Below are 24,010 nucleotides of genomic sequence, written 5' to 3'. Positions count from 1 at the left end.
GCATTCCTCCTGCCATTTCTGCCATTGCCACTCAATCGTTAATAGGTCGCCTAAATCCGCATGGTGAAAGGGAATGGCTGTGAGCGACATGGCGCCTTACCGTCGCTTTTACCGTCAGCATCGCACATCTTTTGCTGGCGCGGGAGATGGAGCGATTTGCGGGGCAGCAACTCTTGCAACACCATCGTCAACCAGTGCGTAGGATACAGAAAAGACGCCCTCCCCGCTCCAGGTTGCCTGAGCCGCTTATGGTAGCGTTCTGCACTCGTGTACCGCATAGCGATAGCGATTTGTGAAGGTCAGAAGCGCTAACGCAGCGAAGGTCGGCGTTAGGATCGAAGCCACACCAGGCAATGGACCCTGAACCACGATCCACAAGTTGATGGCGCCGAACGCGATTGCCCTATCAGCCTTGCCCAATGGGTCTTCGCATCGATGACCGGTGCCCACCCACTCACTGCATACCCCCCGCGAGTTCGCGCGCGATTGCCAGCGACAAGACCAATGCCACCTGCAGCGCAGTGAATGGGCTGACAAACGCCGAAGGGGCATAGAGCGCAATGTCGGAAGCAATGTCCCCCGCCTCGTTGAGGAAGCCGCCCATCCGGCTTTTCTGCCCGAAGCAGACGGCGAGCGTTCCATCAAGCGATGGCTAGGACGGTGCGCGCCACCAGCCATAACGGCACCAGCGCGTGCATGCAAAACAGGCTTTCCTGGAGCAAGCGCTAGGCACGCCCCCAGCGCGACGGAAACTATGACCGACAGGATGGTGATCTGATTGGCCGTCACGCCTTAGCGAACGAGAACGCTTGCCACAGGCATGAGCGCGCGCCGCGGCCATGGCTTGAGCAAAGAAAGCGACGTTGCGGCCACCCACGGCACGCGCGGCAAAGCCTCTTTCTTTGTCACTCATCGCCGCCTCTGCCCGCCGACAGTTGGCCAAGTTCGCGCTGCAATGCTCGCTTCGCCTCCTGGCGGAGCTCATGTGGTGTCTTCTGGTGGCTTCCAGCGTGGCGAAAACGCACGATGGCAACGAGCGGATTTCGCGCCTTGCGCGGCTTCACCGCGATTTTCATGATCTTTCCACTGGACATTGCGACCCCATGCGTATCTCGATGGGGTGAATCTAGATAGGACGTGAGTACCTGGCACTCCGATCCTTGCGCTCGAAGCATTCAGGGTGATCGCAGGATTCAAGCGCAAGAAACGGAGCGCCTTGTCCGAGGCAAACACATAACGTTTCGTTCAATGCGAGGCACGCCACTTCGCAGCGGTGGTTTCACGAAAGCACTTGATCCCTTTTTCCATGCAGCCATGCCCGGACAGCGCACCATGAACGACGGAATCAGATTTGGCATCCGAGAAACCTCTGTGGGCAACGCCTTGATTGCCATCAATGGCCGAGGCGTCTGCGGCATTTACCTCGGAGAGGATGCGACGAAGCTGATGGACGAACTGCGGGACGACTTCCCAGTGGCCGACCTTGAACCCATTGAGGAAGGACAGCAGAACATCATGGCGCGAGTCCTCGCCTGCATTCAGAACCCGCTCGAACAGTCTGATTTGCCGCTCGACATTCGAGGGGGAGACTTTGAGCAAATGATCTGGGCCTCGCTCAGGTTGTGTCCGCCAGGCAAGACCCTCACCCCTGCCGCCATTGCGCAGTTGATCGGCGCGTCGTCGGCAGCGGCCACGAACGTGGAGCAAGTCTGCCGTCGCAATAAATTGGCAATTGCTGTCCCATGTCATCGCGTTGTCGCGACGGACGGTGCTCTCTCCATCTGCCGATGGGGTGAGAGCATTCAGCGAGCCCTGCTTGCCAGAGAACAGGTTTCGCGGTTTCTCAGCAAGACCGTCGGCCAGTAGACCCCAGACTTCGCGAGGGGCCCTATTCAATCAGACTACTGCCTCGTCTGGTGCAGATAACGGTGAATGAAAGTCACCGCCGTCGCGCCTTCTCCAACCGCCGTGACCGCGCGCTTGACCGAGCCCACGCGCACGTCCCCTGCGGCGAACGATCCCGCCATGCTGGTCTCAAGGAAGAAAGGGGCTCGCTTGAGCGGCCACAACTCACCCGCGCCGGGATGCGCAGCGTGTTATCGAGAGAAGTTCAGCAGTTCATTTGGCATCGTGAAAGATGACGCCCAGCGTGTGCCGATTCCCTTTGTGCAGCCGGCTGACCCCGTGGCGCAGGTTCGCTCGGTAGAAGCCGCGTGCGGAGCGCACGGGCCGGTAGTTGACGGCGAGCACCACGGCATCACCCTGACGCAACGGCACCACATCTGCTCGGCCGGGTCTCTTCGGGTTGCTCTCCGTCAGCAGCAGCTCGCCGCCCTCGAAATCGCGCCCCGGCTCGTCGAGCAGGAAGATGGCCTGAAACGGGAAGACGTGATCGCCGTACAGGTCTTGGTGCAGACAGCAATAGTCGCCCGCTTGATACCGCAGCAACAGCGGCGTCGGCCGCTGCTGGCCTGCGGTATGGCAGACTGCCCGGAACTCGTCATGCGTCGCCGGGAAGCGCCCCGCGATCCGCATGGCCTCGTGCCATCGGTTGGCGATGGGTGCTAGGTGAGGATAGAGCGACTGGCGGAGCCGTCCGACCATATCGGGCAGCGGATAGCGGAAATACTTGTACTCGCCACGGCCGAAAGCGTAGCGCTCCATCACGATGCAGCTGCGAAAGCGCTCTTCCTCGAAAAAGCCGCCCGCAAGTTCTTCGCATTGATCAGGCGTCAGCAGTGAAGGCAATACGGCGAAGCCGTCACGCCCCAGATCGTCTTCGACGGCGCGCCAGTTCACGGCGACAATCCGGGTCTCTGGCAAGGTGTCCGCGTCTGCGGACATCGACAATAACGCGCTCATGAGCGTGTCTCCTTGTGTGTGCCGCCGGATTCCTTGGCCGGTTGGGTTTTTTTCCAGATTGCGTACTCCTGCGGCATACAGACGGCGCACGGCCGGTAGCCGGCGGCGATGGCTGTGGCCTCGTCGGCAAAGAAAACGCGGTGCTTCACATAACCTCCGCGGGCAATCGCCTGCAGCGCGGCACGGCAATCCATGCGGCCGTACAGCATGCCGCCGCGATGACCTCCGAAGGTGCCAGGGTCGGGGCTTGCGTAAGGCTTGCCATCCAGCCCCAACAGGGTGAATGTCTTGCTCGATGTCGGCATGGGTGGCTCCTTGGCGGCATCACAGCGCATCGTGGAACGAAAGTTCCAGGCCAATGCGCTCGCCCTCGCGCACGCGGCTGATGGCGTGCTTGAGGTTGACCCGGTAGTAGCCTTTTGTGCCTTTGAAGGGACGTTCCGCCGTGGTGATGATGGCCACATCGCCCAGCTTGAGCGGCAACACCATAGGGCGCGACTGCATGCGCGGGCGTTGCTCCGTCATCACGAACTCACCTCCTTGGAAGTCGGTGCCGGGCTCGGACAGCAGCGCGACGATCTGCAGGGGAAACACCTGCTCGTCGTCGTTGCGCTGGTGCAGCGATACATGGTCTTCAAGGCCAAGCCGGCTCAGATGAGATTGCGTCCGTGTCTGGCCTGCTTTCTGGTTGTGCCGCAGGAAATCCCCCAGCTCCGCCGGATAGCGGTGGGCTACGCCCAGAGTTTCGTTCCAACTATTGGCGATGGCCACCAGGCGGCGATAAAACGCCGTGCGCCATTGCTCCAGCGGCGCCGGCATACCGGCTCCAAAGTAAAACAACTCGCCGCGCCCTAGATCGCCGGATTCCAAAGTCACGCGGCGGGTGCTAGACGCCGTGCTCTGTTGCGCCAGACCGCGCGCCACGTCAGCGCCCAGCAGGCCAGGCAGCACGGCATAGCCTTCGGTATCGAGCTGTAGGCAGATGTCCACCCAATTCAGGCGATCGAGCGTCGCGTCGAGTGCGGTCATGAGAAATCTCCCCATCAATCCTTGGCTTCCCGGCGCAGCAGCTCGCGTTTGCGATCCACGCCCCAGCGGTAGCCGGCCAAGTCGCCATCGCGCCGCACGACGCGGTGGCAGGGAATGGCTACGGCAATGTGGTTCGTGGCGCAGGCTTGCGCCACGGCGCGCACTGCCTTGGGGGAGCCGATGCGTTCGGCAATCTCGGAGTAGCTCACGGTCGTTCCGGGCGGAATCTCGCGCAGCACGCGCCAGACGCGCTCCTGGAAGGCCGTGCCTTGCACGTCCAGTGGCAAGTGCAGGCCCATCGAAGGCGCCTCGACAAAGCCCACCATCTGGGCGACCAACTGCTCGAACTCGCCGTCGCAGCCGATGATTTCGGCCTTGGGAAATTGGTCTTGCAAATCGCGCACCAACTGGTCGGGGTCATCGCCCAGCAGGATGGCGCAGATGCCACGCTGGCTTTGCGCTACCAGAATGGCGCCTAGCGAGCACTGCCCCACGGCGAAGCGAATGACCGCACCGGCACCGCCTGCCCGATAGTCCCGTGCGCGCATACCCAGCAATTGCTCGGAGGCTTCGTAGAACCGGCTGTTTGAGTTGAAGCCCGCGCCATAAATGGCGTCGGTGATCGAGGCGTCGGGGCTGCTCAACTCCTCGCGCAATTTGCGAGCACGGTAGGCCGAGCTGTACGCCTTGGGCGTCAAGCCCGTTTCGGCCTTAAACAGACGATGGAAGTGGAACGGGCTCATGCCCACTTCTGTTGCCAACTCGTCAAGCTGGGGTGGGGTCTCCGACGCTTCGATCAAGCGACAGGCGCGCGCCACCAATGCGGCGCGTTCGGCCGCCGCACGGGTCTGGTCGCCGTGGGCGCGGCGGCTGTCGCGGTAGCCCGCCGTATCGGCGGCCTCGACCAATGGGCTGTACCGCACCGACCATCACCTGGCGATGGAACAAGGTCAGGCCAAGGAAGGTCGCGATCCGCAGGAAGTGGTAGCCGCCCATGTCCGCCGCCTCGAAGCCCTGCGCCGGGCGAGCATCGTGGAGCGCGTGGCCGAGGGTTTATGGAAGGTGCCCGCTGACCTGCCCGAGCGTGGCCGCCAGTACGACGCACAGCGCCTGGGCGGCGTGGCCGTGGAGCTGAAATCGCACCTGCCCATCCAGCGGCAGGCGCGCGTGATCGGGGCCACCTGGCTGGACCAGCAGTTGATCGGTGGCGGCTCAGGTCTGGGTGATCTGGGCTTTGGCAGCGAGGTCAAGGACGCGCTCCAGAAGCGCGCCGACTTCCTGACCGAACAGGGCTTGGCCGAACGGCGCGGACAGCGTGTGATCCTGGCGCGCAATCTGCTGAGTACCCTGCGCAGCCGGGAACTGGCGCAGGCCGCCAAGGACATTGCCGCTGAAACGGGCTTGGAGCATCGCCCGGTGGCCAACGGGAAGCGCGTGGCGGGCATCTACCGGCGCAGCGTCATGCTCGCCAGCGGGCGCTACGCGATGCTCGATGACGGCATGGGCTTCTCGCTGGTGCCCTGGAAGCCGGTGATCGAGCAACGGCTGGGGCAGCAGATCGCGGCGACGGTGCGTAGCTCGGGAGTGTCATGGGAGATTGGACGAATAAGAGGGCTGTCGGTCTAGCGGTGAATGGGCTTCCGATTCGCTACCGAAAGGGACCGAGCGACTGCACATGGAGCAGTCGCCGCTGTCGCGAGCGATTAGAGAATTGGAAGAGGAACTGCGCTGGCACGTGGTTCCTGGAACACGTGCGCCGCGTGGTCGCTGCTTTGGAATACGCTCGCGGCAGCGTGAAAGCAGCGGCAAACGGTTTTCATGACCATTTGTGGGTAGCCATTGTCCAATGGCATCTCGCCATCGCGTTTGCCTGCCTTGCTAGCACTGTGCCGACACCGGACTCAACGTCCATGAAAGCGAGCCTGAGCCTCTCGTCGAGTTAATCGGACTCGACCGACTGATCTTGTCGTCGCATACCGGCGGCTGGTCAACGTGAGCTGGTGTGTTTACCTTGAACTCATCGTGCCAAAAAAATTTGCCTCCCGAAGATGACTGCCATCGTGATCGACATCGAAGTCACCATGGCAACCCCCAACGCAGCATGTGCAGGCAAGTGCTCGATTGCATTTGCCAGTACCGCGCAGAATCCGGCAAGGCTTGCCGTCCCAAGTAGAGCGGAATGGAGCATGGCGACGACGCTCACTACGCCAATCCTCTGGTGAACTGTCACTGCTACGACGGTGTAGCCGATTGGAAAGGCGAGAAGTACTCCGGCCACTGTCGATCCCAGTAGCTGACTTGCACTCGTCACAATGGCAACCAGTGTGCCGGCAAGAATGCCCCGCGCGGCGAGTAGGCCAAGTCCCGCGCTCCCCCTTGTTGAGGCCTCAGGCATGACGAACCGTCGGCCGATAGCCCAACAAATCCCAGTCGCCACAATGAACATGAAGACGCCGGGTATCGGCTGTGCTGGCAGAAGCTGAAGCAAGAGCGCAGCCAACAGCCAAGCACCTATGGCACATGCCAAACACACCCACGGCGGATTCCTTCCTGCCATGACGATGTAGGACAGCAGGAAGAGTTGCGTTGCACACAACGATAGCAATGCATTCGACGCGGCCTGCGCGACAAACGAGGCAGGGGCCTGCATCGCCAGGAAATAGAACCCTGGTCCGAGAATGACCGGAAGCCCCGCCAACGCCCCACCGACGATCGGACCGAAAGCACTTACTGCCCAGGAAACGGCCATCACGACAAATGCTGTAGCGAGCATTCTTGAGGCCAGTGCTTCCATGGGTATGTCGAAGAGAAAAGTGTTCAGCATCGTCGTGCCTTGTATCCAGGAGGTCGCAAGCTGGCGATGCGGTGCTTGTCCGCCCCGATGTGAGGCGTGGGTGTTTCCATGCACCAGCGTCTTCTACAGTTCGACGATGAGCGATCCGATTGTTCTTGACGCGCCAGAAGTAGCATCGTACATTATCTGGAACGATCATTCCAATTGGTTGAATTGCCATGCGCACCAAAGAGTTCGAACCTGACGAGATTGCCGATGCCGCCATGAAAGTTTTCTGGCAGCGTGGCTACGCTGCGACCTCGATTCAGGATCTGGTCGACGGCACTGGCCTGTCCCGCAGCAGCCTGTACAGCACATTCGAAAACAAGCAAGGGCTCTATCAGCAGGCGCTGCGCCGCTACCAAACCGTGACCCAGGCCAATGTGGAATTGCTGGCCAGCCCCGAGTCTTCTCCCAAGGCATTGATCCGGCAATTGCTGATGCGGATCATTGAGGACGAGCTGGACGACCCGCTGCGGCGCGGTTGCTTGGTCGCCAATGCCACACTGGAATTGGCGGGCCAGGATGATGCCGTTGCGGAACTGGTGGCGCACAACTTCCAACGTCTGCAAAAGGCATTGGAGAAGCTGATCCAGCGTGGGCAGCAATCGGGGGAACTGGCCGCCGTCAAAAGTCCACGGGCGCTGGCCCGGTTCTTCGTCAATACCATGCAGGGGCTGCGGGTGTTGGGCAAAGGCAGTCCCGCGCAGCAGCGGCGTCAATGCCTGTTGGACGTGATCGACGTGGCCCTCGACACGCTGTAGCCATTTACCTGCCCGTCGTCCCGGCGCACCGCGCAAGGGATGCCGGGTTTTTATTTGATCTATATTGGAATGATCGTTCCCGTAATTTTTAACTGTCAAAGGAGTTCTCATGAGTACGAATCGAAATGTCACCATCGCCGTCCTAGGCACCGGCCTGATTGGCGCGCCCGTTGCACGCAACTTGCACAAGCAGGGATTCACGGTGCATGCCTGGAATCGCACCGCAGCCAAGGCCCAGGCGCTGGTGGCAGACGGCGTTAAGGCGTTCGGCAGCCCTGCCGAAGCGGTGCGCGGGGCTGACGTCATCGTGACCGTGCTCAATGACGGCCCCAGCGTCGAGGCGGCCATGCAGGCGGCGGCACCGGCTCTGGCCAAGGGCTCGGTCTGGGTGCAATTGAGCACGGTGGGCATTGAGGGCATCGACACCCTGGCTACGTTGGCCAAACAGCATGGACTGGTGTTTTATGACGCTCCAGTGCAGGGCACCCGCCAGCCGGCCGAGTTGGCCCAACTGATCATCCTGGCATCCGGCCCCGTCGAGCAACGCTCAGTCGTGCAGCCCGTCTTCGATGCCATCGGCAAGCGCACGCTGTGGGTATCAGAGCAGATCGGCGCCAGCAGCCGCCTGAAACTCGCGCTCAACAACTGGGCTTTCGCGCTGACCCACGGACTGGCCGAGAGCCTGGCCATTGCCAAGGGGCTGGGCGTCGATCCCGCGCTGGTGGTGGATGTGGTCAGTGGCGGGCCGATGGACAGCGGCTATTTCCAAGCCAAGGCTGCCGCCATTCTCGCGGAGAACTACGCCGCCAGCTTTTCCATCACCAACGCGGTGAAGGACGCCCGGCTGGTGGTCGATGCCGCCGCTCAAGCCAGCGTGCAAGTGGATGCGGCGCAAGCGGGTCTTCGGCGTTTCGAGCGGGCGCTGAGAGCCGGTCACGGGGACAAGGATATGGCCGCGTCCTACCTCGCCTGAGTTGTTGGGAGCGACGACAGCATGAATATCAAGCATCACCAAAGCGCTCTGCAAGCGCCAGTAGAAAGCGCCGATAGGCTACCCCTTGGCAGGCTGCTGGCGTTCACGATGGCGGGCTTTCTTGCCATCATGACCGAGACCATGCCGGCCGGCTTGTTACCGCAGATCGGACAAGGGCTGGGTGTTTCCGAAGCCTTCGCGGGCCAACTGGTGACACTGTATGCGCTTGGGTCGGTCCTGGCTGCCATCCCGGTCGTCGCCATCACCCGCAGTTGGAACCGCAGGCCGTTGTTACTGCTGGCAATCGGCGGCCTCTTGGTGTTCAACACCATCACAGCGTTATCCACCCATTACGGGCTTACTTTGGTGGCGCGTTTCATTGCAGGCATGGCGGCCGGCGTGGTGTGGGGATTGCTGGCCGGTTACGCAAGGCGCCTGGTGGCTCCGCATCTACAGGGGCGCGCTTTGGCGGTGGCCGGTGTCGGCCAGCCCATTGCCTTGTCCATCGGAATTCCGCTGGGCGCGTGGCTGGGCACCTTGTTCGACTGGCGCGACGTGTTCTGGATCATGTCGGCACTGTCGCTGTTGCTCTTGGCATGGGTGCGGCTGGCGGTGCCGGATTTCGCGGGCCAATCGGCCAGGCAACGCATACCGATACAGAGCATCTTCATGATGCCTGGCGTTCGCCCGGTACTGCTGGCGCTATTCGCCTGGATACTGGCGCACAACATCCTCTACACATACATCGCCCCCTTCCTGGTATCGGTTGGGCTGGGTCATCGGGTCGATGCTGTGCTCCTTCTGTTCGGCGTGTCGTCAATCATGGGGATCTGGATCACCGGGTTGCTGGTAGATCGCTGGCTGCGCGCGCTGACGCTGCTGAGCCTGGCGATATTCACCGTAGCTGCGCTGGTGCTTGGCTTCTCCAGTGCTTCACCGTGGGGCGTCTTGCTCGGAATAGCGACATGGGGGCTGACCTTCGGCGGTGCGCCGACATTGCTGCAAACCGCGCTGGCAGATATGGCGGGCGATGGTGCCGACGTGGCGCAATCCATGCTGGTGACGATCTTCAATCTCGCCGTAGCAGGCGGCAGTGTGCTGGGTGGCGTGCTGCTTGAGCGCGTGGGCCCTCCATCCTTCCCCTGGACGATGGCGGCACTGGCGTTGGTGGGGCTGGTCGTTGTCTGGTCGGCGAATCGGTATGGCTTCCCGTCGCGTCGGCATGTCATCGCATCTTGATCGCGTGTAGCCATGAGCAGAAGCATGACAAATACCTGGCGCGATGTGACGTTGACAGCGCTCGCGCCAGCGATCTGGGGTCAACTTATTTGGTGACTTCGGAATGGCTGCCTCCAGATCGGCCTTTCACAGCAGCACTTTTACGCGTGCTGCCGGCGGGCGTACTGCTGATTTTTACTACCCGACATTTACCAGTGCAGGCCAACCGCTGGCGTCTTTGTGTGCTGGCGGCCTTGAACATCGGCGTATTCCAAGCATTGTTGTTTGTTGCCGCCTATCGACTTCCGGGTGGACTCGCGGCGGTGCTGGGAGCCATCCAGCCCTTGCTGGTGATGTTGCTTGCCTGGGGCGTGGACCGACACATGCCTACACCTTACTCCGTAGGCGCATGCATGCTTGGTGTAGCAGGTATGGCCGTCTTGCTGTTGTCGCCGCAAACCGTCTGGGAGCCGGTCGGTATCGCTGCAGCCATCGTGGGAGCCATGTGCATGGCAGCAGGGACTTATTTCGGGCGCAGGTGGCGCTTAGATATGCCGGTGCTGGCACTCACAGGATGGCAGTTGCTGATCGGCGGGGTCATGCTCGCGCCAATGGCATGGCTGGTTGACGCGCCTCTCACGAAGCTCACCGTGCTGCAAGTGTCTGCTTACGCCTACCTATCACTGGCCGGCGCGCTGCTGGCCTATGCCTTGTGGTTCCGTGGCATCGACCGCCTGCCGTCGGTGGCCGTGGCCTCATTGGGCCTGCTCAGTCCTTTGACGGCAGTGCTCCTGGGCTGGGTGGTGCTTGACCAAGCCATGACCGGAGCAGCCATGGTCGGGCTGGTTCTCGTGCTGATCAGCGTACTTGCCGTGCAGTGGCTGGCAGCCAGAGGGCGCTAGGCAGCGCCTTTCTTCTTTCAATTTTTTCCATTGGACTATGACATGACGAATCCTATCCAGAACATTCTTGAATCTCGTACATCAATTAATCAATTTCAGCCGAATCGCCCCTTGGGTGATGACGTGATTGCGAATTTGGTCAGTCAAGCGACCAAAGCGCCATCGGCCTACAACATGCAGAACTGGCGATTCATCGCCGTACAGTCCGAGGACGCCAAAGAACGTCTGAAAGCGGCTGCTTTTGGACAGCAAAAAGTCGTGGATGCTTCTGTCGCATTCATCATCTGCGGCACGCTGGCAGCGCATACGCAGTTGGCTGTAGCTTTGAGGCCCAGTGTGGATGCAAACATCATGGAACAGCACATGGTCGATGGATGGGTAGCACAGGCAAACGCATCTCATACGAACAATCCGATCTTGCAACGTGACGAGGCAATTCGCTCGGCATCCCTTGCCTCCATGACGCTCATGCTGGCAGCCCAGGCAATGGGCTTGGGTTCGTGCGCCATGAGCGGATTTGATGCCACGAAAGTCATTCTGGAGTTTGGACTTTGTGCCAACGAATTGCCGGTGATGATTGTCGCTGTCGGCTATCCAGAAGCAGGAAACTGGCCGCAGAAGCCACGTAAAGCACTATCGGAAGTCTTGTTCGTAGTGTGAGCCGTCGCCATGGAATTTCGGCATCTACGCTGCTTCCTGGCCGTGGCCGAAGAACTCCACTTCGCCCACGCAGCCGAAAGGCTGCGCATCCGGCCATTGTCGCCTCTCTGGTCAGTCGCCAAAAGGCGTGCCACCCTTCTGCGGTGCATACACCACCAGCCGCAGATACCGGTCTCGCTGCAACTCTGGGGAATTGTTATGAAGACGATCGTGAGTGTCGCTGCACGGGCTCAATGCCTGTCGAGATCGACTTTTTCGGCAAGGAAATCCAGGAATGCGCGCACGCGCAGCGGCAGGTAGCCTCCTTGACCGACATAGACGGCATGCACTTCTTCGATGTCGCCCGGATTGCAGTCTTCGAGTACCGGCTGCAACCGACCGGCGGCAATGTCCTCGCGAACCTGGAAGGCTGCCAGACGCGCCAAGCCCAGCCCGGCCAGCGCCAGGTGATGCAAAGCCTCGCCGTCGCTGGCCTGCGCGTTGCCGGTCACCGGGTGCACGATGTCTTCTCCGGTGTGTCGCAGTGGCCAGCCGGGCTGCGCCCGTGCATAGTTCGCGCCCAGGCAGTTGTGGGGCAGCAGCTCCTGCGGTGTGGTTGGCGTGCCGTGGCGGGCCAGATAGCTGGGCGCACCAACGATCACCATGCGCGTGGCGCCCAACTTGCGCGCCACCAGGTTCGAGCTTTTCAGCGGGCCGGCACGCACAGCCACATCGGTGCGCTGCTCCAGGATGTCGATGACTTCATCGGTCAGCACGATGTCCAGTGTCACGTCGGGATGGCGCGCCAGGAATTGCGGCGCCAACGGCAGCAGGAAATGGTGTCCGAAGGGTACGTTGGCATTGACCCGCAGCCGACCGCGCGGCGCGGTGTGCGTGCTGGCGCAGCGCTCGGCCTCGTCCAGGTCGGCCAGGATGCGCACACCGCGCTCGTAGAACGCACAGCCCTCGGGCGTGAGCTGAAACTGCCGGGTGGAGCGGTTCACCAGCCGCGTGCCCAGGCGCTGCTCCAGGCGCGCCACCAGCTTGCTGACCGCCGAGGGCGTCATGCCGCAGGCGCGGGCAGCAGCGGAGAAGCCGCCCAATTCGATCACGCGAGCGAACACCTCCAGTTCGCCGGATCGGTTGACTTCCAAACGGGCCATGCATGCCTCCTTGGTGAGTTCAATTCACAAATGATGTTCTTGCGGCCAGTCTATCCCAATTTGTTCTTTGAATTCATGATCGGTTCTTAGACGAACTTTGAATTCACTGATATGAAAAAACTGACTGAATCACTTCCAAGCACCAAGGCCACCGCGATGCTGGCCTTGGTGCTCACGACAAGCGCCATACCCGCCGCGCCCGCGTTGGCGGCGGGTGCATCTCCCACACCAGCCTGGGTGGCAACCTGGCAGGCCAGTCCGCAGCCGGTATGGGGCGCGGACTTTCTGTTTCCGACCAACGTTCCTCCCGAACTGCGCGACCAGACCGTGCGCCAGGTGGCGCGCGTCAGCCTGGGGGGATCGCGCCTGCGTATCGTGTTGTCCAACGTCTACGGCAAACAGCCGCTCACCGTGGGCAAGGCCACGGTGGCACGGCCCCGCCAAGGCAGCGGGGACGGTGCGGTGGCCGACGGCAGCCTGCATACCGTGACCTTTGGCGGCCAGGAGGTAGCAACGATTCTGCCCGGCGCATCCCTGGTCAGCGACCCGGTGACACTGCCTGTGCCCGCGCTATCGCCAGTGGCCGTGAGCCTGTATCTACCGAGTGCCACGCCGATCAACACCTTCCACTGGGATGGCCGCCAGACGGGCTGGATTGTTTCTGGCGATCAAACCCAGGCATCCACGTTGCGGATGACGGATCGTGCCAAACAGAGCACCACGGCCCGCCCATTGCTGACCGGGATTCAGGTCGAAACCGCACAAGCGGCGCGGGCCGTGGCGGTGATCGGCGACTCCATCACTGACGGCGCCACGGCCAGTTTGGACAAGGACAGCCGCTGGCCGGACTTCCTGGCCGCGCGCCTGGCCTCGCATGGCGTGGCCGTCGTGAATGCCGGCATCTCGGGCGCTCGCCTGCTGTCCGACGGCATGGGCGTCAACGCGCTGGCGCGGCTGGAACGCGACGTACTAACCCAACCAGGCGTAAAGAGCGTCATCGTGATGCTCGGCATCAATGACATTGCCTGGCCAGGTACCGCCTTTGCGAAGAATGACGACCGGCCCACGCTGGAGTCCCTGACGGCGGGTTACCGCCAGTTGATTGCGCAGGCGCACAGCCGGGGCATCCGAGTGGTCGGCGCCACGCTCACGCCATTCGAGGGTGCCTTGCCCGACACCCCGCTTGCCGACTACTACCAACCCGGCAAGGACGCGCTGCGCCAGCAGGTGAACGAGTGGATACGCCACGGCGGGGCATTCGATGACGTCATCGACTTCGATGCGGTTCTGCGCGATTTCGCACACCCGACGCGCATGGCCGCGCGCTTCGACTCGGGCGACCGGCTTCATCCCGGAGACGAAGGCAACCGGGCCATGGCCGACGCCGTCCATCTCGACGCCTTGCTGCCAGGCATTGGCGCAACGCCCGTGCCTGCCGCAACACCGGCCGCCATTTCGCCACAGGAGCCTTGAGCCATGTTGTTCACACCCTATCGCCTGGGCGATCTTGAACTGCCCAACCGTATCGTTATGCCGCCCATGACCCGCTCGCGTGCAGCCAGCGGCAACGTCCCCACCGCACTGATGGCCGAGTATTACGCCCAGCGCGCCTGCGCCGGGCTGATCGTGACCGAGGGCACCCAGATCAGCCAGCAAGGCCAAGGGTATGCCTGGACGCCGGGCATCCACAGCGCCGAACAGGTGCTCGGCTGGCGCGGCGTCACCGATGCCGTGCATGCGGCGGGCGGGCGCATCTTCGCGCAGCTGTGGCATGTGGGCCGGGTGTCGCATGTGTCGATGCAGCCGGACGGCATGGCGCCAGTGTCGTCGTCGCCACTGGTGGCCGAAGGGGTGAAGGTTTTCATCGATCCCGAAGACAAGGGGCCGCAGGCGGGCGTGGGCGGCATGGTGCAGCACTCGGCGCCGCGCGCCTTGTCCGAAGCGGAGATCGCGCAGGTGGTGCAGGACTTCGCCACAGCCGCGCGCCATGCGCTCGACGCCGGTTTTGATGGGGTTGAATTGCATGGTGCCAACGGGTATCTGATCAACCAGTTCATCGACTCGCAAGCCAACACGCGCACCGATGGCTACGGCGGCTCGTTGTCCAACCGGCTGCGCTTTCTGCGCGAAGTCACGCAGGCCGTGGTGGCCGTCGTTGGGCGCGAGCGCGTTGGCGTGCGGCTGGCACCGCTAACCACGCTACAGGGCGCAGTGGATGACACGCCGCAGGCCACTTACCTGGGCGTGGCCAAGGTGCTCGGCGATATTGGCGTGGCCTATATCCACATCGCTGAAGCCGATTGGGAGGATGCGCCCGATATGCCCGCCGCCTTCAAAGAAGCCTTGCGGCTGGTGTACGGTGGCACGCTGATCTATGCCGGCAAGTACACAGCCGGGCGTGCCGAAGCCGCGCTGCGCAACGGCTGGGCCGACCTGATCGGCTTCGGCAGGCCCTTCGTCGCCAACCCCGATTTGCCCAAGCGCCTGCGCCAGGGCCTGCCATTGAACGAGCCTGATGCCAGCCGTTTCTTCGGTGGCGGGGCTGAGGGGTACACCGATTACTCACTCGCAACAACGAAAGAAGGCGCGCGATGACCCAGCGCCACCCTCCCGGCATCTGGGCGCTGGCGATCACGGCGTTTGCCATCGGCGTGGCTGAGTTCATCGTGGTCGGCGTGCTGCCCGCGATCGCCGCTGATCTGAACGTGCCACTGTCGCGGGCGGGTGGGCTGGTCGGGCGATATGCACTGGCTCTGGCCATCGGAACGCCTCTGGTGGTGCTGGGATCGGCGCGACTGCAGAGCAAGCCTGTGCTGCTGGGACTGGTCGCGACATTCCTGTTCGGCAATCTGGTGTCGGCGTTTTCAAACTGCTATGAGATGCTGCTGGCAGGACGCATCGTGACAGCGATCGCACACGGCAGCTTCTTCGCCGTTGGAGCGACCGTGGCCGCGCGACTGGTTCCCGAAGGGCAAGCTAGCCGAGCCATCGCGCTGATGTTTGCTGGGCTGACGGTGGCGATAGTGATCGGCGTGCCGCTGGGCAGCCTGATCGGTAACGGCCTGGGTTGGCGGCTGCCGTTCTTTGCGGTCGCACTGCTGGCGGCATTGGGCTGGCTCGCCACGGCGTACTGGCTACCCGCCTTGCCTGCACAAGAGGCAGGGCGAGCCGCCATGCAACTGGCAGCACTGGCTTGCCCTGAAATCCTGGCGATGATGAGCATCACCAGTCTGGGTTTCGGTGCCAGCTTCGCGGCCTTCACGTTCATCACGCCCATCTTGACCGACATTTCCGGTTTTTCGATTCGCACGGCCAGTGCGCTGCTGGTGGTATTTGGTCCTGCGACTCTCGTTGGCAATCTCGCGGGTGGTCGTTGGGCAGCACACCTCGGCTGGGCTTTGACACTGCGCTGGATGCTGGCCGGGCTGTCGCTGACACTCATCTTGCTCGCATTGCTGATGCCCTATCGGCTGCCGATGGTGGCACTGCTGTTCGTCTGGGGATTCCTCGCCTTTGGTACGTCTCCCGGCTTTCAGGCTGGCATGCTGGAGACAGCCGAACGCTGGACACCCCGCGCGGTGGGTTTCGCTTCGGCACTGAACATCTCCGCTTTCAATCTCGGCATCACACTGGGAGAAACGCTGGGCAGCGCCTTGGTGGCCCGAAACGACATGACGCTCACGCCTTGGGTAGGCGTCGGCTTGGCATTGGTCGTGCAATGGCCCTTGCTGTGGCTAATGGCCCGGGTGAGGATCGCTTCGCCAGCGCGAGCAACATAGGCATAGGGGGCCGAGATGGAGCTTCGACACCTGCGCTGTTTCCTGGCTGTCGCCGAAGAACTCCATTTCGCCCGTGCGGCCGAGAAGCTGCACATCGAGCAGTCGCCGCTGTCTCGCGCCATCAAGGAGTTGGAAGAAGAACTGGGCGTGGTGCTGTTTGCCCGCACCACGCCCAGTACGCGGTTTACCCGTGCGGGAAAGCTGTTTCTGGAGCACGTGCCGCGCGTGTTCGCCGCTTTGCAGCAAGCCCGCGACAGCGTAAAGGCTGCGGCCAACGGCTTCCACTGCCAGTTGCGCATCGCGCTGTCCGATGGCATCACACCCTCGCGCCTGCCCAACCTGTTGGCGCTGTGCCGCCGGGAGGAACCCGAGGTCGAAATGCGCTTCTTCGAGGTTCTCCTGTCGCAGCAGATCAAGGGGCTGCATGACGATCTATACGACATTGGATTTGCTCAGTCGGATGAGGTCGGCGATGGCATTGTGGCGATTCCTGTTTGGAGCGATCCACTCATGGTCGCCGTGCCGGCCCGGCATCCGCTACTCAAGCACAAACGTATTCCTCTGGAAGAACTGCTGCGCTATCCGTTGGCACTATGCGATCCGCAGGCATGCGAGGGCCATGCGCGGCATGGTGGACACGCATTTCGCGGAGATTTTTGGCATGTCCGCGTTGCTGTCGATCATCGCCGCCGGCGCGTCGATGCCGGCGTGGGTTCGGGCGATCAGTACAACTCGGCGGCCTACTACCGGCAGTCGGTGCAGCAGGCGGCCGCTCAGACCTCGCAGCAGGTGCTTGCGCCGTACATCAACATTCCGCCGACCGTCACGGTGCCGGCCGGCTCGCGCGTGCGCATCTACGTGAACAAAGACCTCGATTTCACGCCGATCTACAAGGCCGAAATCGACGCCTCGAAACGCGACGGCGTGACGTTCATTCAGTGAGGGCCGGCCCATGTCGCAAATCGCGTCCTTTCGCGCCAAGCTCTCCTTGCTGGCTGACTACCTCGACGACAAGCAAGTCACCGAGATTCAGATTAACAAGCCGGAGGAACTATGGTTGCGAAGAAAAGACGATTATTACGCTGAGCGAATCGAAGTGCCGGGGCTGACATCCCAACTGCTCTCGTCACTGGCCGAAGTCACGGCATCTTTCAAGAGTCTGGAAGTCGACCGAGATAGCCCGATTCTTTCGGCTGAGATTCCGGTGAATCTCGATGACAGCATTCCCGACTTTGAGCGTGGAACGTACCGCACGGAAATGGTCCTGCCGCCCGTCGTGCCAGAGCACACCATCGCGGTGACGATTCGTAAGCAATTGCTGGTTCGGATGAGCCTGCCGAAATACAAGGAGCAGGGCGCGTTTCGATTCGTGAATGGCGACGTGACCGACGAGCCGTATTCCGATGCGCGGTTGCTGGAGCTGTATCGCGCGAAGGAATGGGACGAGTTTCTGCGCGGCGCAGTGTTGGCACACAAGAACATCGTCATATCAGCCGGTACGTAGCCACCTATTGCGTGGCATCGATCGATTCTTCGATCTTCGCGATCTTCGCCAACACCTCGCGCCTTACTACAGCCACACCGGGCGCCCCTCGATTGATCCCGAGCTGATGGTTCGCATGCTCATCGTGGGCTACTGCTTTGGCATTCGGTCAGAGCGCCGCCTCTGCGAAGAGATTCATCTGAACCTGGCTTATCGCTGGTTCTGCCGGCTTGGTCTCGAAGATCCAATTCCCGATCACTCAACGTTCTCCAAGAATCGCCATGGCCGCTTCCGCGAAAGCGGCGCGCTGCGTCACGTGTTCGAGACGGTCCTTCGCCGTTGTATGGCGGAAGGGCTGGTTCAAGGCGAAGGCTTTGCTGTCGATGCGAGCATCATCAAGGCAGACGCAAATCGCTCCCGAGGCGTGGCGGGAACGGAGGTCATCGATTGGAACCAAGGCGAAGGCCCTAGCCGCGCCGTTCGCGAATACCTTGCTGCGCTGGATGAGGTCAATCAAATCAAGGACGACGCAGCGCCCGAGGCAGAGCCTACGATCTCACCGAAGAGCATCTCGTTGACTGATCCGGCATCGCGCTGGACCGCGGCACCCGGTGGCCCTGCGTTCTTTGCTTACTCAACCAACTACCTGATCGACCTGCACGCGGGAATCATCCTGGACGTCGAGGCCACCCCCGCGCATCGGACCGCAGAGGTGGAGTCAACGAAGACGATGATCAACAGAGTCGAAGAACGCTTTGCTCTTAAACCGCAGCGTCTTGCCGGCGATACCGCCTATGGGACCGCGGCACCCAATCGGCCGGATGGCCGTCATGCGCCTGACCCGCACGATAATGGCTGGCCATGGCGCCGACACATTTGGCCAACTGCTCGCGGCGCCTGGCATCCAGACTGGCATCCGTTCCCGGCGCCAGACACGGCTCGAGCATGTCAGCCAGGGCTCCCAGACGCGTCCCGAGGGCGCCCCATGCTGCGGTGTCCTCCGGCGCCGTCGAACGAGGCGGCGGTGTCATGGCGTAAGCGCGCTGAGCTGCGGCGACAGCCTTGCGCAAATACAGGGTCGAAAAACTGGCGCCGAAGCGAGCGGGAGGAACGCCTTGCTCCACGCGCTCCTCCCCGGGCGCACCGATCTTGGCCGGGCCGGCCGCAGCCCCTCTTTGGCCTGGGCCTGGGCCAGCGCCCGGAAGGCCAGGGGCTTTCCGTAGAACCGCCTTTCAGAAAAGCCTCTTTCTGGTCTTGCCGAGCGGGGCCGGCGGCGTCAGCGATGGAAGCCCGACAGGGTGAGACTCGCGCAGCGAGGCTCGATACGTAGCACGAGAGCGCGGCCGACCGATTTATCGGTCGGCGACGCACCAACTCACTTGAGCATCAGGCCGCCGCCAAAAGGCGGTCATCTGCGTGTGCCACCTTCACCAACGAAGTCAAACGCTCCAACTTGGTGTCGCGGATGTCATTGGCACGCAGGCTGTCGTGAGTTCTGAAAAGATAGTCAGCAGAGCTTCCAAGTCCACCGGATGCCGTCGCCAGTCGATGCACCACCATGTCTTCGCCCAGATCACCCGCGTATTGCGGATCATCGGTGTCGATGGTGAAGGCAATCGCCCAGCCGAAGGAATCCCCTTCGAGACTCTTCACCTCGACCCAGCGCGGTACATAGGCGCCGCATACCATCTCCCTTCGCCACAACAGGCGCAGTTCGCGCTCAACATCGCCTTCCGCGAGCCTGTAAGCCGCTCCGTGGCAAGAGCCACCTCGATCCAGCGCAAGCATCAGTCCCGGACGATCAGCAGTGGCGCGCAATGCGGTGATGGAAAGGCAGAACGATCGATGCCAGCCATCGATCCTGGCAATGCGTCTTTCCACGGAATTGATCGCTGAATTCCAGATCAGTGAGCCGTAGCCGAAGACCCAGACATCGCCCGACGGACGAATGGCCAGCATCTCCCGGAGCGAGGCGATGCGGTCGGCCTCGGTAAGAATTTCAGATCGGGCGAGTCGATGGCGGCGAGTGCTTCGATATTGCCTTGCTCAAGGATTCGCCGGGTCAGTATGGGCGATGGATTGCATCCTTCGCGGTGTGCGGCCCGTGGCAGCGAAATAGTGCTAGCGCTCATGATTACCTCGTAGATTTTTGTGGCCGTGCGCATGGGCTGTGGCATGCGTTTGGCGCCACTCTGCCGATGAGGTCTCGCTGGGCAACTCCGATTCTTGCGACGAAAAACGAATGTGTTTTTGTGGCACAGGCTGAGCACATTGCAGATTGAGCAAGCGCGGTGAACGGCTTACCTGATTCCACGTGGGCGCGCGTCGCCGCCGCGTGCTACATCTTTTGTCGAAATTCAGATCGCTCCGCGCGGGCTAGATATTTCGAGCGCAAGAAACAGAGAGCGCCGTCGAAGGCGGATCACTACGCTTCATTCCAAGCAAGACATGGAACGTCTCGCTTCCATGAGTCCGGCGCGTCGCCGGCCCTGGCTTCACAAGGAGCCCGCCATGTCCATCCGTTTGATCCAGCCTGGCGTCTACGCTGACCTCGGCGACGTTTGGCTGCGTGACCAACTCGCCCGCCTTACGCAAAAGCATGCGCAGTTCGGAGGGCACTACCGGATCGACGCCGATGCGCTGCTGGCACGATTGGCACGCATCGCAAGAGAGGCAAAGGTGGCGGCGTTCGCCGCATCGAAGATTTCGGCCGGCGACCGCATCCGGCGGGCAACGGTTGAAGCCATCGAATATTGTGCGCGCCTGGACAGTCATACCGCCGCAGCCGCCATCGTGCGCTGAGCACCACATGAGATCGCTGTTGGACTCGAACCTGCACGATCTGGCCATGCTCGCCATTCCCAGCGAGTTCTTGCCCGTTCAACGGCTCGGTACGCCTCCGCATGGCGAGTGGATGGCGGTGCTCCACGACAGCACAGAGATTGTCGTCGCTGACGAGGAAGGCGAGCCCAGTCCACGCGGGATCGAGAAGGCCATCTCCATCGTGCAAAGCCGCGCCTACCTGGGGGCGCGTGCGCGCCAACTCCTCGTGCCGCTCGGCAAGGAGGATGGCGAGTGGCGGCTGGTCGCCATCGATTTCGGCGTCGAAGCGCAGCAGCCCGATTGCGAGTTCCTGATGTGTTCTTCCTTTCAGGCGTCGAAGTCCGATCTTGCCGACACGAGCCCGTATGTCGAAGTCGGCGTCGCGCTGCCGGTGCGCTTGACCGTCAGCGCGGGGTATAGCCCGATGTTCGTTCTGATGATCCAGACGACCGCAGGGTTCTAAGGATGATGTGGCGAAGGTCGGATGATCTTGCCGGATATGAAGCGCAAGAAACAGAGTTCTGAATGCGCACCTGTTGCCCAGACTGGAGGCTTTTCATGCTGGATAACCATGCAGGTTGCTGAGTACCCAGCATGCATGGCGGATATCGAGTGGCACGGTCGCTGCCCAACAGCGCGCCAGGACGGGCGTAAGCCATGGCGGCTGCACAATCCGACGCCACTGCCGATACTCGCCCGCTGTCGACAATTCACTGAGCAGAACGTCCAGGCCACCAAGTGGCATCCCATCGTCGCCGAGCACCGTTCTGAGCATGCATGCAATGGTTTGACGCCCTTCCGTCGATTGACCAGCGAGAATGCGTTCAAGAAGAACGCTAGCGAGACGCTGGTTCGGGCAGCGAAGGTCGTCAACGCCCAGCAAAAGGCGCTGCGCGACTAGCCAGGCAATCGCGGTATCGCCGACGGAGATCGGCAAAGCGTCTCCGATCAACTGCATCAGCGCACCCCGAGAACAGCGCGCATCCCGGGTGGCAAGCTGGCGAATTGCCGCAGCGGCGAGCACTAGGTCCGCTCCGGCCGCTCGCGCGGAACTTGCCAATGCGCTCGCACGTCGCCCATCCTACTCCGAGGATGAAACAGAATTGCCACGGGTAGAGCGCCTGCTCCGCTGCTTGTTCGAGACGCAGATCCAGCCGTTCGTCTCCCGGACGATCGCCGACTCGGTCGTCGGCGCGACGAACGGCGCCAAGCGTGGTTTCGGGGGACGCGCGCAAGCCGTCCGCGATGACCTGGACCGCGCGCTTCGCGTCAAGCTGGATGGTGCCCGGAAAGCAACCCTTGTCCTCGGAAATCGGGTACGCGCTCAGCCTTCAGGTGGCGCGCCAATTGCATGATCGCGGCTGGCGGGTCCAGCGGTTGGCTGATCCGGTGGCCGAAGGCGAGGCGAGCACCGTCTACGACATTGACGTCAAACGCGTGCTGCGAAGCCTTTGGGACGACCAGCTCGCGATGATGCAAGATCCGACCGGTTTCTCTGGCTACATCTTGGCTTGCAAGACAGACTTACACCAGCGGGACGCTCTCTCGAAGCTGGGGACTGCCGTGGTCCGCGCAGAAAAGGCCAGGCAAGCTGTCTCCGATGGAAAGATCGCAGAAGCACTCGACTGGTGGCAACTGGTCTATGGCGATGTGTTTCCAAGCTACTATTACTGACTGCCATAGAAATTCATGGGCGTGAATCCATGGGAAGGATAACCAGATGTCTCGCTCAGATCCAATTCGCAAGCGCTACTACGATGCAATTGAACTGGCCGACCGGTCTTCCGACGAGCTCTTTTATGTCGGCGCGGCGCTGTCGATCGTTTCATTGTTGGTGGAAAAGCAGTCGCATCCGGTCGCCTATGACTTGGTGCTGTAGTAGCGCCTTGCGCAATCCGGCGAGTTGCTCCGGTTCCAGTCTGCCCGGACGGCCTCGACCTGGCACGGCCCGTAGCGCATCGATTCCGCTTTCATCGAGCAAGCCCTTCCACGTGTACACGGTCTGTCAGGCTACCCCCACGGCCAACGCCACCTCTGCCGGACGCTTGCCCGCCAACAACATCCGGCCAGCCAGCAAGCGCTTCTTCGTCGCATCGTCCAACGGCTTCTTCTTCATGCCACCCATCTCCAACCGTTCCATTAAAGAGATAACGCGCCAGCATAGAATCGGCTGTCATGTTTTACGGAAATATCAATAATGCCGATTCTGCCTTTTGCCGCGCCACCAGTTGCGGACCCTTTCATTCTCGATCAATATCTGCAGCTACCGCCCGCAATGCGAGGAGGTAGCTCTGCATACCGAAGCCGCAGATCTGCCCCCGAACAATTTCCGCGAACACGGAGTGGTGACGGAATTGCTCTCGGGCGTGGATGTTGGACATGTGCAATTCGACGACCGGGCAGGTGAGTATAGCCAGCGCATCGCGAATCCCGTAGCTGTAGTGTGTCCAGGCGCCGGCATTGATCAGAACGGCGTCTTGGCCTTCTTCGAATGCACGATGGATGCGTTCGCACATCGCCGCTTCGCTGTTCGTCTGGAAGGACTCCACCTGTACACCCAGCTCGCTGCCCAGAGCCTGCAACTGTCTATTGATCTCCTCCAGCGTGATCGTCCCATATTGCGACGGATCTCGCTTGCCGAACATGTTGTGATTGATGCCGTGGAGCATCAGGACCTTTCTCATTTGTGTCTCCGCTGCGGGTTCAATCGAGTGGCACCGTGAGGCGGTCGATGACGGCACGTGTCGCAGGGCACACGCCACGCCACCAGGCGAAGGCTTCCGCCGCCTGCTCCACCAGCATGCCGACGCCGTCCGCGACACACACCACGCCAGCATGGCGTGCGAGCCGCAGGAAGGGCGTCAGCCGCTTGCCATAGGCAAGTTCATATGCCGTGCCCTGCGGGCTGAAGACGCCTGGGGGCACGGGCGGCAGGTCGCCAGTGAGACTGGCCGACGTGGCGTTGACCACAAGGTCGAAGCGTCCCATCGCCTCGAGATCGCCATAGCCGCAGACGAACAGCGGACCGCGCCCGCCAGCTTGCGCGACCAGTGCCTGGCCCTTGGCGATGTCTCTGTTAGCGATGACCAGTTCAGCGGGCCGCGCTGCGAGGAAGGGCAGCAAGGCGCCACGCACCGCTCCACCCGCACCGAGCACCAGCACGCGCTTGCCGGCCATCGACAAGCCCAGATTGACTTCGATATCGCGCACCAGTCCGAGCCCATCGAAGTTCTCGGCCACAATCCGCCCATCTTCAAATCGCAGGGCATTGGCGGCGCCGGCGAGTTTGGCGCGCTCACTCTGTTCATCCGCCATAGCGAACGCCTTCAGCTTGAACGGCGCTGTCACGTTCATCCCCTTGCCGCCCGCGGCGGCGAAAGCGCGCACTGTCACGGCAAAGGCGTCCTGCGGCTCCAGGGGACCCTCGATGGCCGTATAAGACAAGTCCTGCCGCGTCTCCCGCGCAAAGAGACCGTGGATCAAAGGAGATTTCGTGTGTCCGATCGGGTTGCCGATCACTGCGTACTGGTCAGTCATCATGG

General features: G+C 61.9%; 25 protein-coding genes and 7 pseudogenes. 20 read left to right on the top strand and 12 right to left on the bottom strand.

The genetic code is table 11. The annotated features are described in order from the left end of the window. Positions 1-454: 454 nt before the first annotated feature. Both AC07XB_RS26290 and AC07XB_RS26285 read right to left on the bottom strand, forming a co-directional pair. Entirely contained in the window at positions 455-604 is a 150-nt protein-coding gene (locus AC07XB_RS26290; RefSeq protein ID WP_492830894.1) for a hypothetical protein, read from the bottom strand. A 301-nt stretch (positions 605-905) separates the two neighbouring features. Continuing rightward, positions 906-1,076 carry a hypothetical protein gene (locus AC07XB_RS26285; RefSeq protein ID WP_492830895.1) on the bottom strand — a complete coding sequence of 57 codons (171 nt, stop codon included), beginning with the start codon at positions 1,074-1,076 and terminating at the stop codon, positions 906-908. Positions 1,077-1,332: 256 nt separating this feature from the next. Between AC07XB_RS26285 and AC07XB_RS26280 the strand changes: the two genes are divergently transcribed. Next, a complete protein-coding gene (locus AC07XB_RS26280) occupies positions 1,333-1,866 on the top strand; it encodes a methylated-DNA--[protein]-cysteine S-methyltransferase (RefSeq protein ID WP_492830896.1) in 534 nt (177 codons plus the stop codon). A gap of 252 nt (positions 1,867-2,118) precedes the next feature. Here AC07XB_RS26280 and AC07XB_RS26275 read toward each other — a convergent pair whose 3' ends face one another. From AC07XB_RS26275 to ada, 4 genes are read right to left on the bottom strand one after another with little or no spacing between them, the layout of a single operon-like run. After that, positions 2,119-2,862: a 2OG-Fe(II) oxygenase gene (locus AC07XB_RS26275; protein WP_492830897.1), complete on the bottom strand. Its 744-nt coding sequence runs from the start codon at positions 2,860-2,862 to the stop codon at positions 2,119-2,121. Continuing rightward, positions 2,859-3,167 carry an Ada metal-binding domain-containing protein gene (locus AC07XB_RS26270; RefSeq protein ID WP_492830898.1) on the bottom strand — a complete coding sequence of 103 codons (309 nt, stop codon included), beginning with the start codon at positions 3,165-3,167 and terminating at the stop codon, positions 2,859-2,861. The genes AC07XB_RS26275 and AC07XB_RS26270 overlap by 4 nt, the downstream gene beginning before the upstream one ends. Before the next feature lie 19 nt (positions 3,168-3,186). Beyond that, positions 3,187-3,891 (bottom strand): 2OG-Fe(II) oxygenase, encoded by a 705-nt coding sequence (locus tag AC07XB_RS26265; protein ID WP_492830899.1) that lies wholly within the window; start codon positions 3,889-3,891, stop codon positions 3,187-3,189. A 14-nt stretch (positions 3,892-3,905) separates the two neighbouring features. Then, positions 3,906-4,814: a bifunctional DNA-binding transcriptional regulator/O6-methylguanine-DNA methyltransferase Ada gene (gene ada, locus AC07XB_RS26260; RefSeq protein ID WP_492830900.1), complete on the bottom strand. Its 909-nt coding sequence runs from the start codon at positions 4,812-4,814 to the stop codon at positions 3,906-3,908. Between ada and AC07XB_RS26255 the strand changes: the two are divergent. Both AC07XB_RS26255 and AC07XB_RS26250 read left to right on the top strand, forming a co-directional pair. Next, positions 4,795-5,517 (top strand): annotated as a pseudogene (locus AC07XB_RS26255) (DUF3363 domain-containing protein); the annotation flags it as partial. The gene ada and the pseudogene AC07XB_RS26255 sit on opposite strands and share 20 nt — an antisense overlap. Positions 5,518-5,545: 28 nt before the next feature. Next, a pseudogene (locus AC07XB_RS26250) lies at positions 5,546-5,784 on the top strand (LysR family transcriptional regulator); the annotation flags it as partial. A gap of 124 nt (positions 5,785-5,908) precedes the next feature. Here the strand turns inward: AC07XB_RS26250 and AC07XB_RS26245 are convergent. Next, positions 5,909-6,715 (bottom strand): hypothetical protein, encoded by an 807-nt coding sequence (locus AC07XB_RS26245; RefSeq protein ID WP_492830901.1) that lies wholly within the window; start codon positions 6,713-6,715, stop codon positions 5,909-5,911. Between the two features lie 188 nt (positions 6,716-6,903). On the opposite strand from AC07XB_RS26245, the gene AC07XB_RS26240 reads away from it, so the two are divergent. From AC07XB_RS26240 to AC07XB_RS26215, 6 genes and pseudogenes are all read left to right on the top strand, one after another. After that, complete coding sequence (locus AC07XB_RS26240; RefSeq protein WP_492830902.1) at positions 6,904-7,488, top strand: TetR/AcrR family transcriptional regulator; 585 nt, start codon at positions 6,904-6,906, stop codon at positions 7,486-7,488. Positions 7,489-7,597: 109 nt separating this feature from the next. Then, positions 7,598-8,461, top strand: a complete 864-nt coding sequence (locus AC07XB_RS26235; RefSeq protein ID WP_492830903.1) for an NAD(P)-dependent oxidoreductase — start codon at positions 7,598-7,600, stop codon at positions 8,459-8,461. A gap of 21 nt (positions 8,462-8,482) precedes the next feature. Beyond that, positions 8,483-9,700, top strand: a complete 1,218-nt coding sequence (locus AC07XB_RS26230) for an MFS transporter (protein ID WP_492830904.1) — start codon at positions 8,483-8,485, stop codon at positions 9,698-9,700. A 12-nt stretch (positions 9,701-9,712) separates the two neighbouring features. After that, positions 9,713-10,581, top strand: a pseudogene (locus AC07XB_RS26225) (EamA family transporter). Between the two features lie 42 nt (positions 10,582-10,623). Then, the gene (locus AC07XB_RS26220) at positions 10,624-11,241 is read left to right on the top strand and encodes a nitroreductase family protein (protein WP_492830905.1); all 618 of its coding nucleotides are present in this window, start codon (positions 10,624-10,626) and stop codon (positions 11,239-11,241) included. Positions 11,242-11,250: 9 nt separating this feature from the next. Beyond that, positions 11,251-11,343: pseudogene (locus AC07XB_RS26215) on the top strand (LysR family transcriptional regulator); the annotation flags it as partial. Between the two features lie 128 nt (positions 11,344-11,471). On the opposite strand, the gene AC07XB_RS26210 reads toward AC07XB_RS26215, so the two are convergent. Then, positions 11,472-12,383, bottom strand: coding sequence for a LysR family transcriptional regulator (locus tag AC07XB_RS26210; RefSeq protein ID WP_492830906.1), 912 nt, complete (start codon positions 12,381-12,383; stop codon positions 11,472-11,474). A 111-nt stretch (positions 12,384-12,494) separates the two neighbouring features. On the opposite strand from AC07XB_RS26210, the gene AC07XB_RS26205 reads away from it, so the two are divergent. The 6 genes and pseudogenes from AC07XB_RS26205 to AC07XB_RS26180 form a co-directional block, all read left to right on the top strand. Then, complete coding sequence (locus AC07XB_RS26205) at positions 12,495-13,856, top strand: SGNH/GDSL hydrolase family protein (RefSeq protein ID WP_492830907.1); 1,362 nt, start codon at positions 12,495-12,497, stop codon at positions 13,854-13,856. A gap of 3 nt (positions 13,857-13,859) precedes the next feature. Then, entirely contained in the window at positions 13,860-14,978 is a 1,119-nt protein-coding gene (locus tag AC07XB_RS26200; protein ID WP_492830908.1) for an alkene reductase, read from the top strand. Next, the gene (locus AC07XB_RS26195; RefSeq protein ID WP_492830909.1) at positions 14,975-16,162 is read left to right on the top strand and encodes an MFS transporter; all 1,188 of its coding nucleotides are present in this window, start codon (positions 14,975-14,977) and stop codon (positions 16,160-16,162) included. The genes AC07XB_RS26200 and AC07XB_RS26195 overlap by 4 nt, the downstream gene beginning before the upstream one ends. Before the next feature lie 15 nt (positions 16,163-16,177). Next, complete coding sequence (locus tag AC07XB_RS26190; protein ID WP_492830910.1) at positions 16,178-17,104, top strand: LysR family transcriptional regulator; 927 nt, start codon at positions 16,178-16,180, stop codon at positions 17,102-17,104. Between the two features lie 10 nt (positions 17,105-17,114). Further along, positions 17,115-17,663, top strand: a pseudogene (locus tag AC07XB_RS26185) (P-loop NTPase family protein); the annotation flags it as partial. Between the two features lie 4 nt (positions 17,664-17,667). Further along, positions 17,668-18,450: pseudogene (locus AC07XB_RS26180) on the top strand (transposase); the annotation flags it as partial. A gap of 581 nt (positions 18,451-19,031) precedes the next feature. Here AC07XB_RS26180 and AC07XB_RS26175 read toward each other — a convergent pair. Continuing rightward, positions 19,032-19,604: a gamma-glutamylcyclotransferase gene (locus tag AC07XB_RS26175; RefSeq protein ID WP_492830911.1), complete on the bottom strand. Its 573-nt coding sequence runs from the start codon at positions 19,602-19,604 to the stop codon at positions 19,032-19,034. Positions 19,605-20,156: 552 nt separating this feature from the next. Here AC07XB_RS26175 and AC07XB_RS26170 point away from each other — a divergent pair. From AC07XB_RS26170 to AC07XB_RS26150, 5 genes are all read left to right on the top strand, one after another. After that, a complete protein-coding gene (locus tag AC07XB_RS26170) occupies positions 20,157-20,447 on the top strand; it encodes a hypothetical protein (protein ID WP_493688115.1) in 291 nt (96 codons plus the stop codon). Between the two features lie 19 nt (positions 20,448-20,466). Further along, a complete protein-coding gene (locus tag AC07XB_RS26165) occupies positions 20,467-20,931 on the top strand; it encodes a hypothetical protein (protein WP_492830913.1) in 465 nt (154 codons plus the stop codon). Positions 20,932-20,952: 21 nt separating this feature from the next. Then, entirely contained in the window at positions 20,953-21,369 is a 417-nt protein-coding gene (locus AC07XB_RS26160) for a hypothetical protein (protein ID WP_492830914.1), read from the top strand. A gap of 344 nt (positions 21,370-21,713) precedes the next feature. Beyond that, a complete protein-coding gene (locus tag AC07XB_RS26155) occupies positions 21,714-22,142 on the top strand; it encodes a hypothetical protein (protein WP_492830915.1) in 429 nt (142 codons plus the stop codon). Positions 22,143-22,188: 46 nt separating this feature from the next. Then, positions 22,189-22,347, top strand: coding sequence for a hypothetical protein (locus AC07XB_RS26150; protein ID WP_492830951.1), 159 nt, complete (start codon positions 22,189-22,191; stop codon positions 22,345-22,347). Here AC07XB_RS26150 and AC07XB_RS26145 read toward each other — a convergent pair. The 3 genes and pseudogenes from AC07XB_RS26145 to aroE all read right to left on the bottom strand — a co-directional run. Next, positions 22,342-22,584, bottom strand: a pseudogene (locus tag AC07XB_RS26145) (helix-turn-helix domain-containing protein); the annotation flags it as partial. The gene AC07XB_RS26150 and the pseudogene AC07XB_RS26145 sit on opposite strands and share 6 nt — an antisense overlap. Before the next feature lie 124 nt (positions 22,585-22,708). Next, positions 22,709-23,152, bottom strand: coding sequence for a type II 3-dehydroquinate dehydratase (gene aroQ / locus AC07XB_RS26140; protein ID WP_492830916.1), 444 nt, complete (start codon positions 23,150-23,152; stop codon positions 22,709-22,711). A 19-nt stretch (positions 23,153-23,171) separates the two neighbouring features. Further along, positions 23,172-24,005 (bottom strand): shikimate dehydrogenase, encoded by an 834-nt coding sequence (gene aroE, locus AC07XB_RS26135; protein WP_492830946.1) that lies wholly within the window; start codon positions 24,003-24,005, stop codon positions 23,172-23,174. Positions 24,006-24,010: the final 5 nt, after the last annotated feature.

Source organism: Cupriavidus sp. GW821-FHT02F09 (genome assembly GCF_059421605.1).
This window is presented reverse-complemented; position numbering and strand designations above follow the sequence as displayed.

Excerpts from the sequence above, each read along its gene's own strand:
- AC07XB_RS26290 (WP_492830894.1), bottom strand. The coding sequence starts at position 604 with ATGGGCGGCTTCCTCAACGAGGCGGGGGACATTGCTTCCGACATTGCG.
- AC07XB_RS26285 (WP_492830895.1), bottom strand. The coding sequence starts at position 1,076 with ATGAAAATCGCGGTGAAGCCGCGCAAGGCGCGAAATCCGCTCGTTGCC.
- AC07XB_RS26280 (WP_492830896.1), top strand. The coding sequence starts at position 1,333 with ATGAACGACGGAATCAGATTTGGCATCCGAGAAACCTCTGTGGGCAAC.
- AC07XB_RS26275 (WP_492830897.1), bottom strand. The coding sequence starts at position 2,862 with ATGAGCGCGTTATTGTCGATGTCCGCAGACGCGGACACCTTGCCAGAG.
- AC07XB_RS26270 (WP_492830898.1), bottom strand. The coding sequence starts at position 3,167 with ATGCCGACATCGAGCAAGACATTCACCCTGTTGGGGCTGGATGGCAAG.
- AC07XB_RS26265 (WP_492830899.1), bottom strand. The coding sequence starts at position 3,891 with ATGACCGCACTCGACGCGACGCTCGATCGCCTGAATTGGGTGGACATC.
- AC07XB_RS26245 (WP_492830901.1), bottom strand. The coding sequence starts at position 6,715 with ATGCTGAACACTTTTCTCTTCGACATACCCATGGAAGCACTGGCCTCA.
- AC07XB_RS26240 (WP_492830902.1), top strand. The coding sequence starts at position 6,904 with ATGCGCACCAAAGAGTTCGAACCTGACGAGATTGCCGATGCCGCCATG.
- AC07XB_RS26235 (WP_492830903.1), top strand. The coding sequence starts at position 7,598 with ATGAGTACGAATCGAAATGTCACCATCGCCGTCCTAGGCACCGGCCTG.
- AC07XB_RS26230 (WP_492830904.1), top strand. The coding sequence starts at position 8,483 with ATGAATATCAAGCATCACCAAAGCGCTCTGCAAGCGCCAGTAGAAAGC.
- AC07XB_RS26220 (WP_492830905.1), top strand. The coding sequence starts at position 10,624 with ATGACGAATCCTATCCAGAACATTCTTGAATCTCGTACATCAATTAAT.
- AC07XB_RS26210 (WP_492830906.1), bottom strand. The coding sequence starts at position 12,383 with ATGGCCCGTTTGGAAGTCAACCGATCCGGCGAACTGGAGGTGTTCGCT.
- AC07XB_RS26205 (WP_492830907.1), top strand. The coding sequence starts at position 12,495 with ATGAAAAAACTGACTGAATCACTTCCAAGCACCAAGGCCACCGCGATG.
- AC07XB_RS26200 (WP_492830908.1), top strand. The coding sequence starts at position 13,860 with ATGTTGTTCACACCCTATCGCCTGGGCGATCTTGAACTGCCCAACCGT.
- AC07XB_RS26195 (WP_492830909.1), top strand. The coding sequence starts at position 14,975 with ATGACCCAGCGCCACCCTCCCGGCATCTGGGCGCTGGCGATCACGGCG.
- AC07XB_RS26190 (WP_492830910.1), top strand. The coding sequence starts at position 16,178 with ATGGAGCTTCGACACCTGCGCTGTTTCCTGGCTGTCGCCGAAGAACTC.
- AC07XB_RS26175 (WP_492830911.1), bottom strand. The coding sequence starts at position 19,604 with ATGCTGGCCATTCGTCCGTCGGGCGATGTCTGGGTCTTCGGCTACGGC.
- AC07XB_RS26170 (WP_493688115.1), top strand. The coding sequence starts at position 20,157 with ATGTCCATCCGTTTGATCCAGCCTGGCGTCTACGCTGACCTCGGCGAC.
- AC07XB_RS26160 (WP_492830914.1), top strand. The coding sequence starts at position 20,953 with ATGATCTTGCCGGATATGAAGCGCAAGAAACAGAGTTCTGAATGCGCA.
- AC07XB_RS26155 (WP_492830915.1), top strand. The coding sequence starts at position 21,714 with ATGACCTGGACCGCGCGCTTCGCGTCAAGCTGGATGGTGCCCGGAAAG.
- AC07XB_RS26150 (WP_492830951.1), top strand. The coding sequence starts at position 22,189 with ATGTCTCGCTCAGATCCAATTCGCAAGCGCTACTACGATGCAATTGAA.
- aroQ (WP_492830916.1), bottom strand. The coding sequence starts at position 23,152 with ATGAGAAAGGTCCTGATGCTCCACGGCATCAATCACAACATGTTCGGC.
- aroE (WP_492830946.1), bottom strand. The coding sequence starts at position 24,005 with ATGACTGACCAGTACGCAGTGATCGGCAACCCGATCGGACACACGAAA.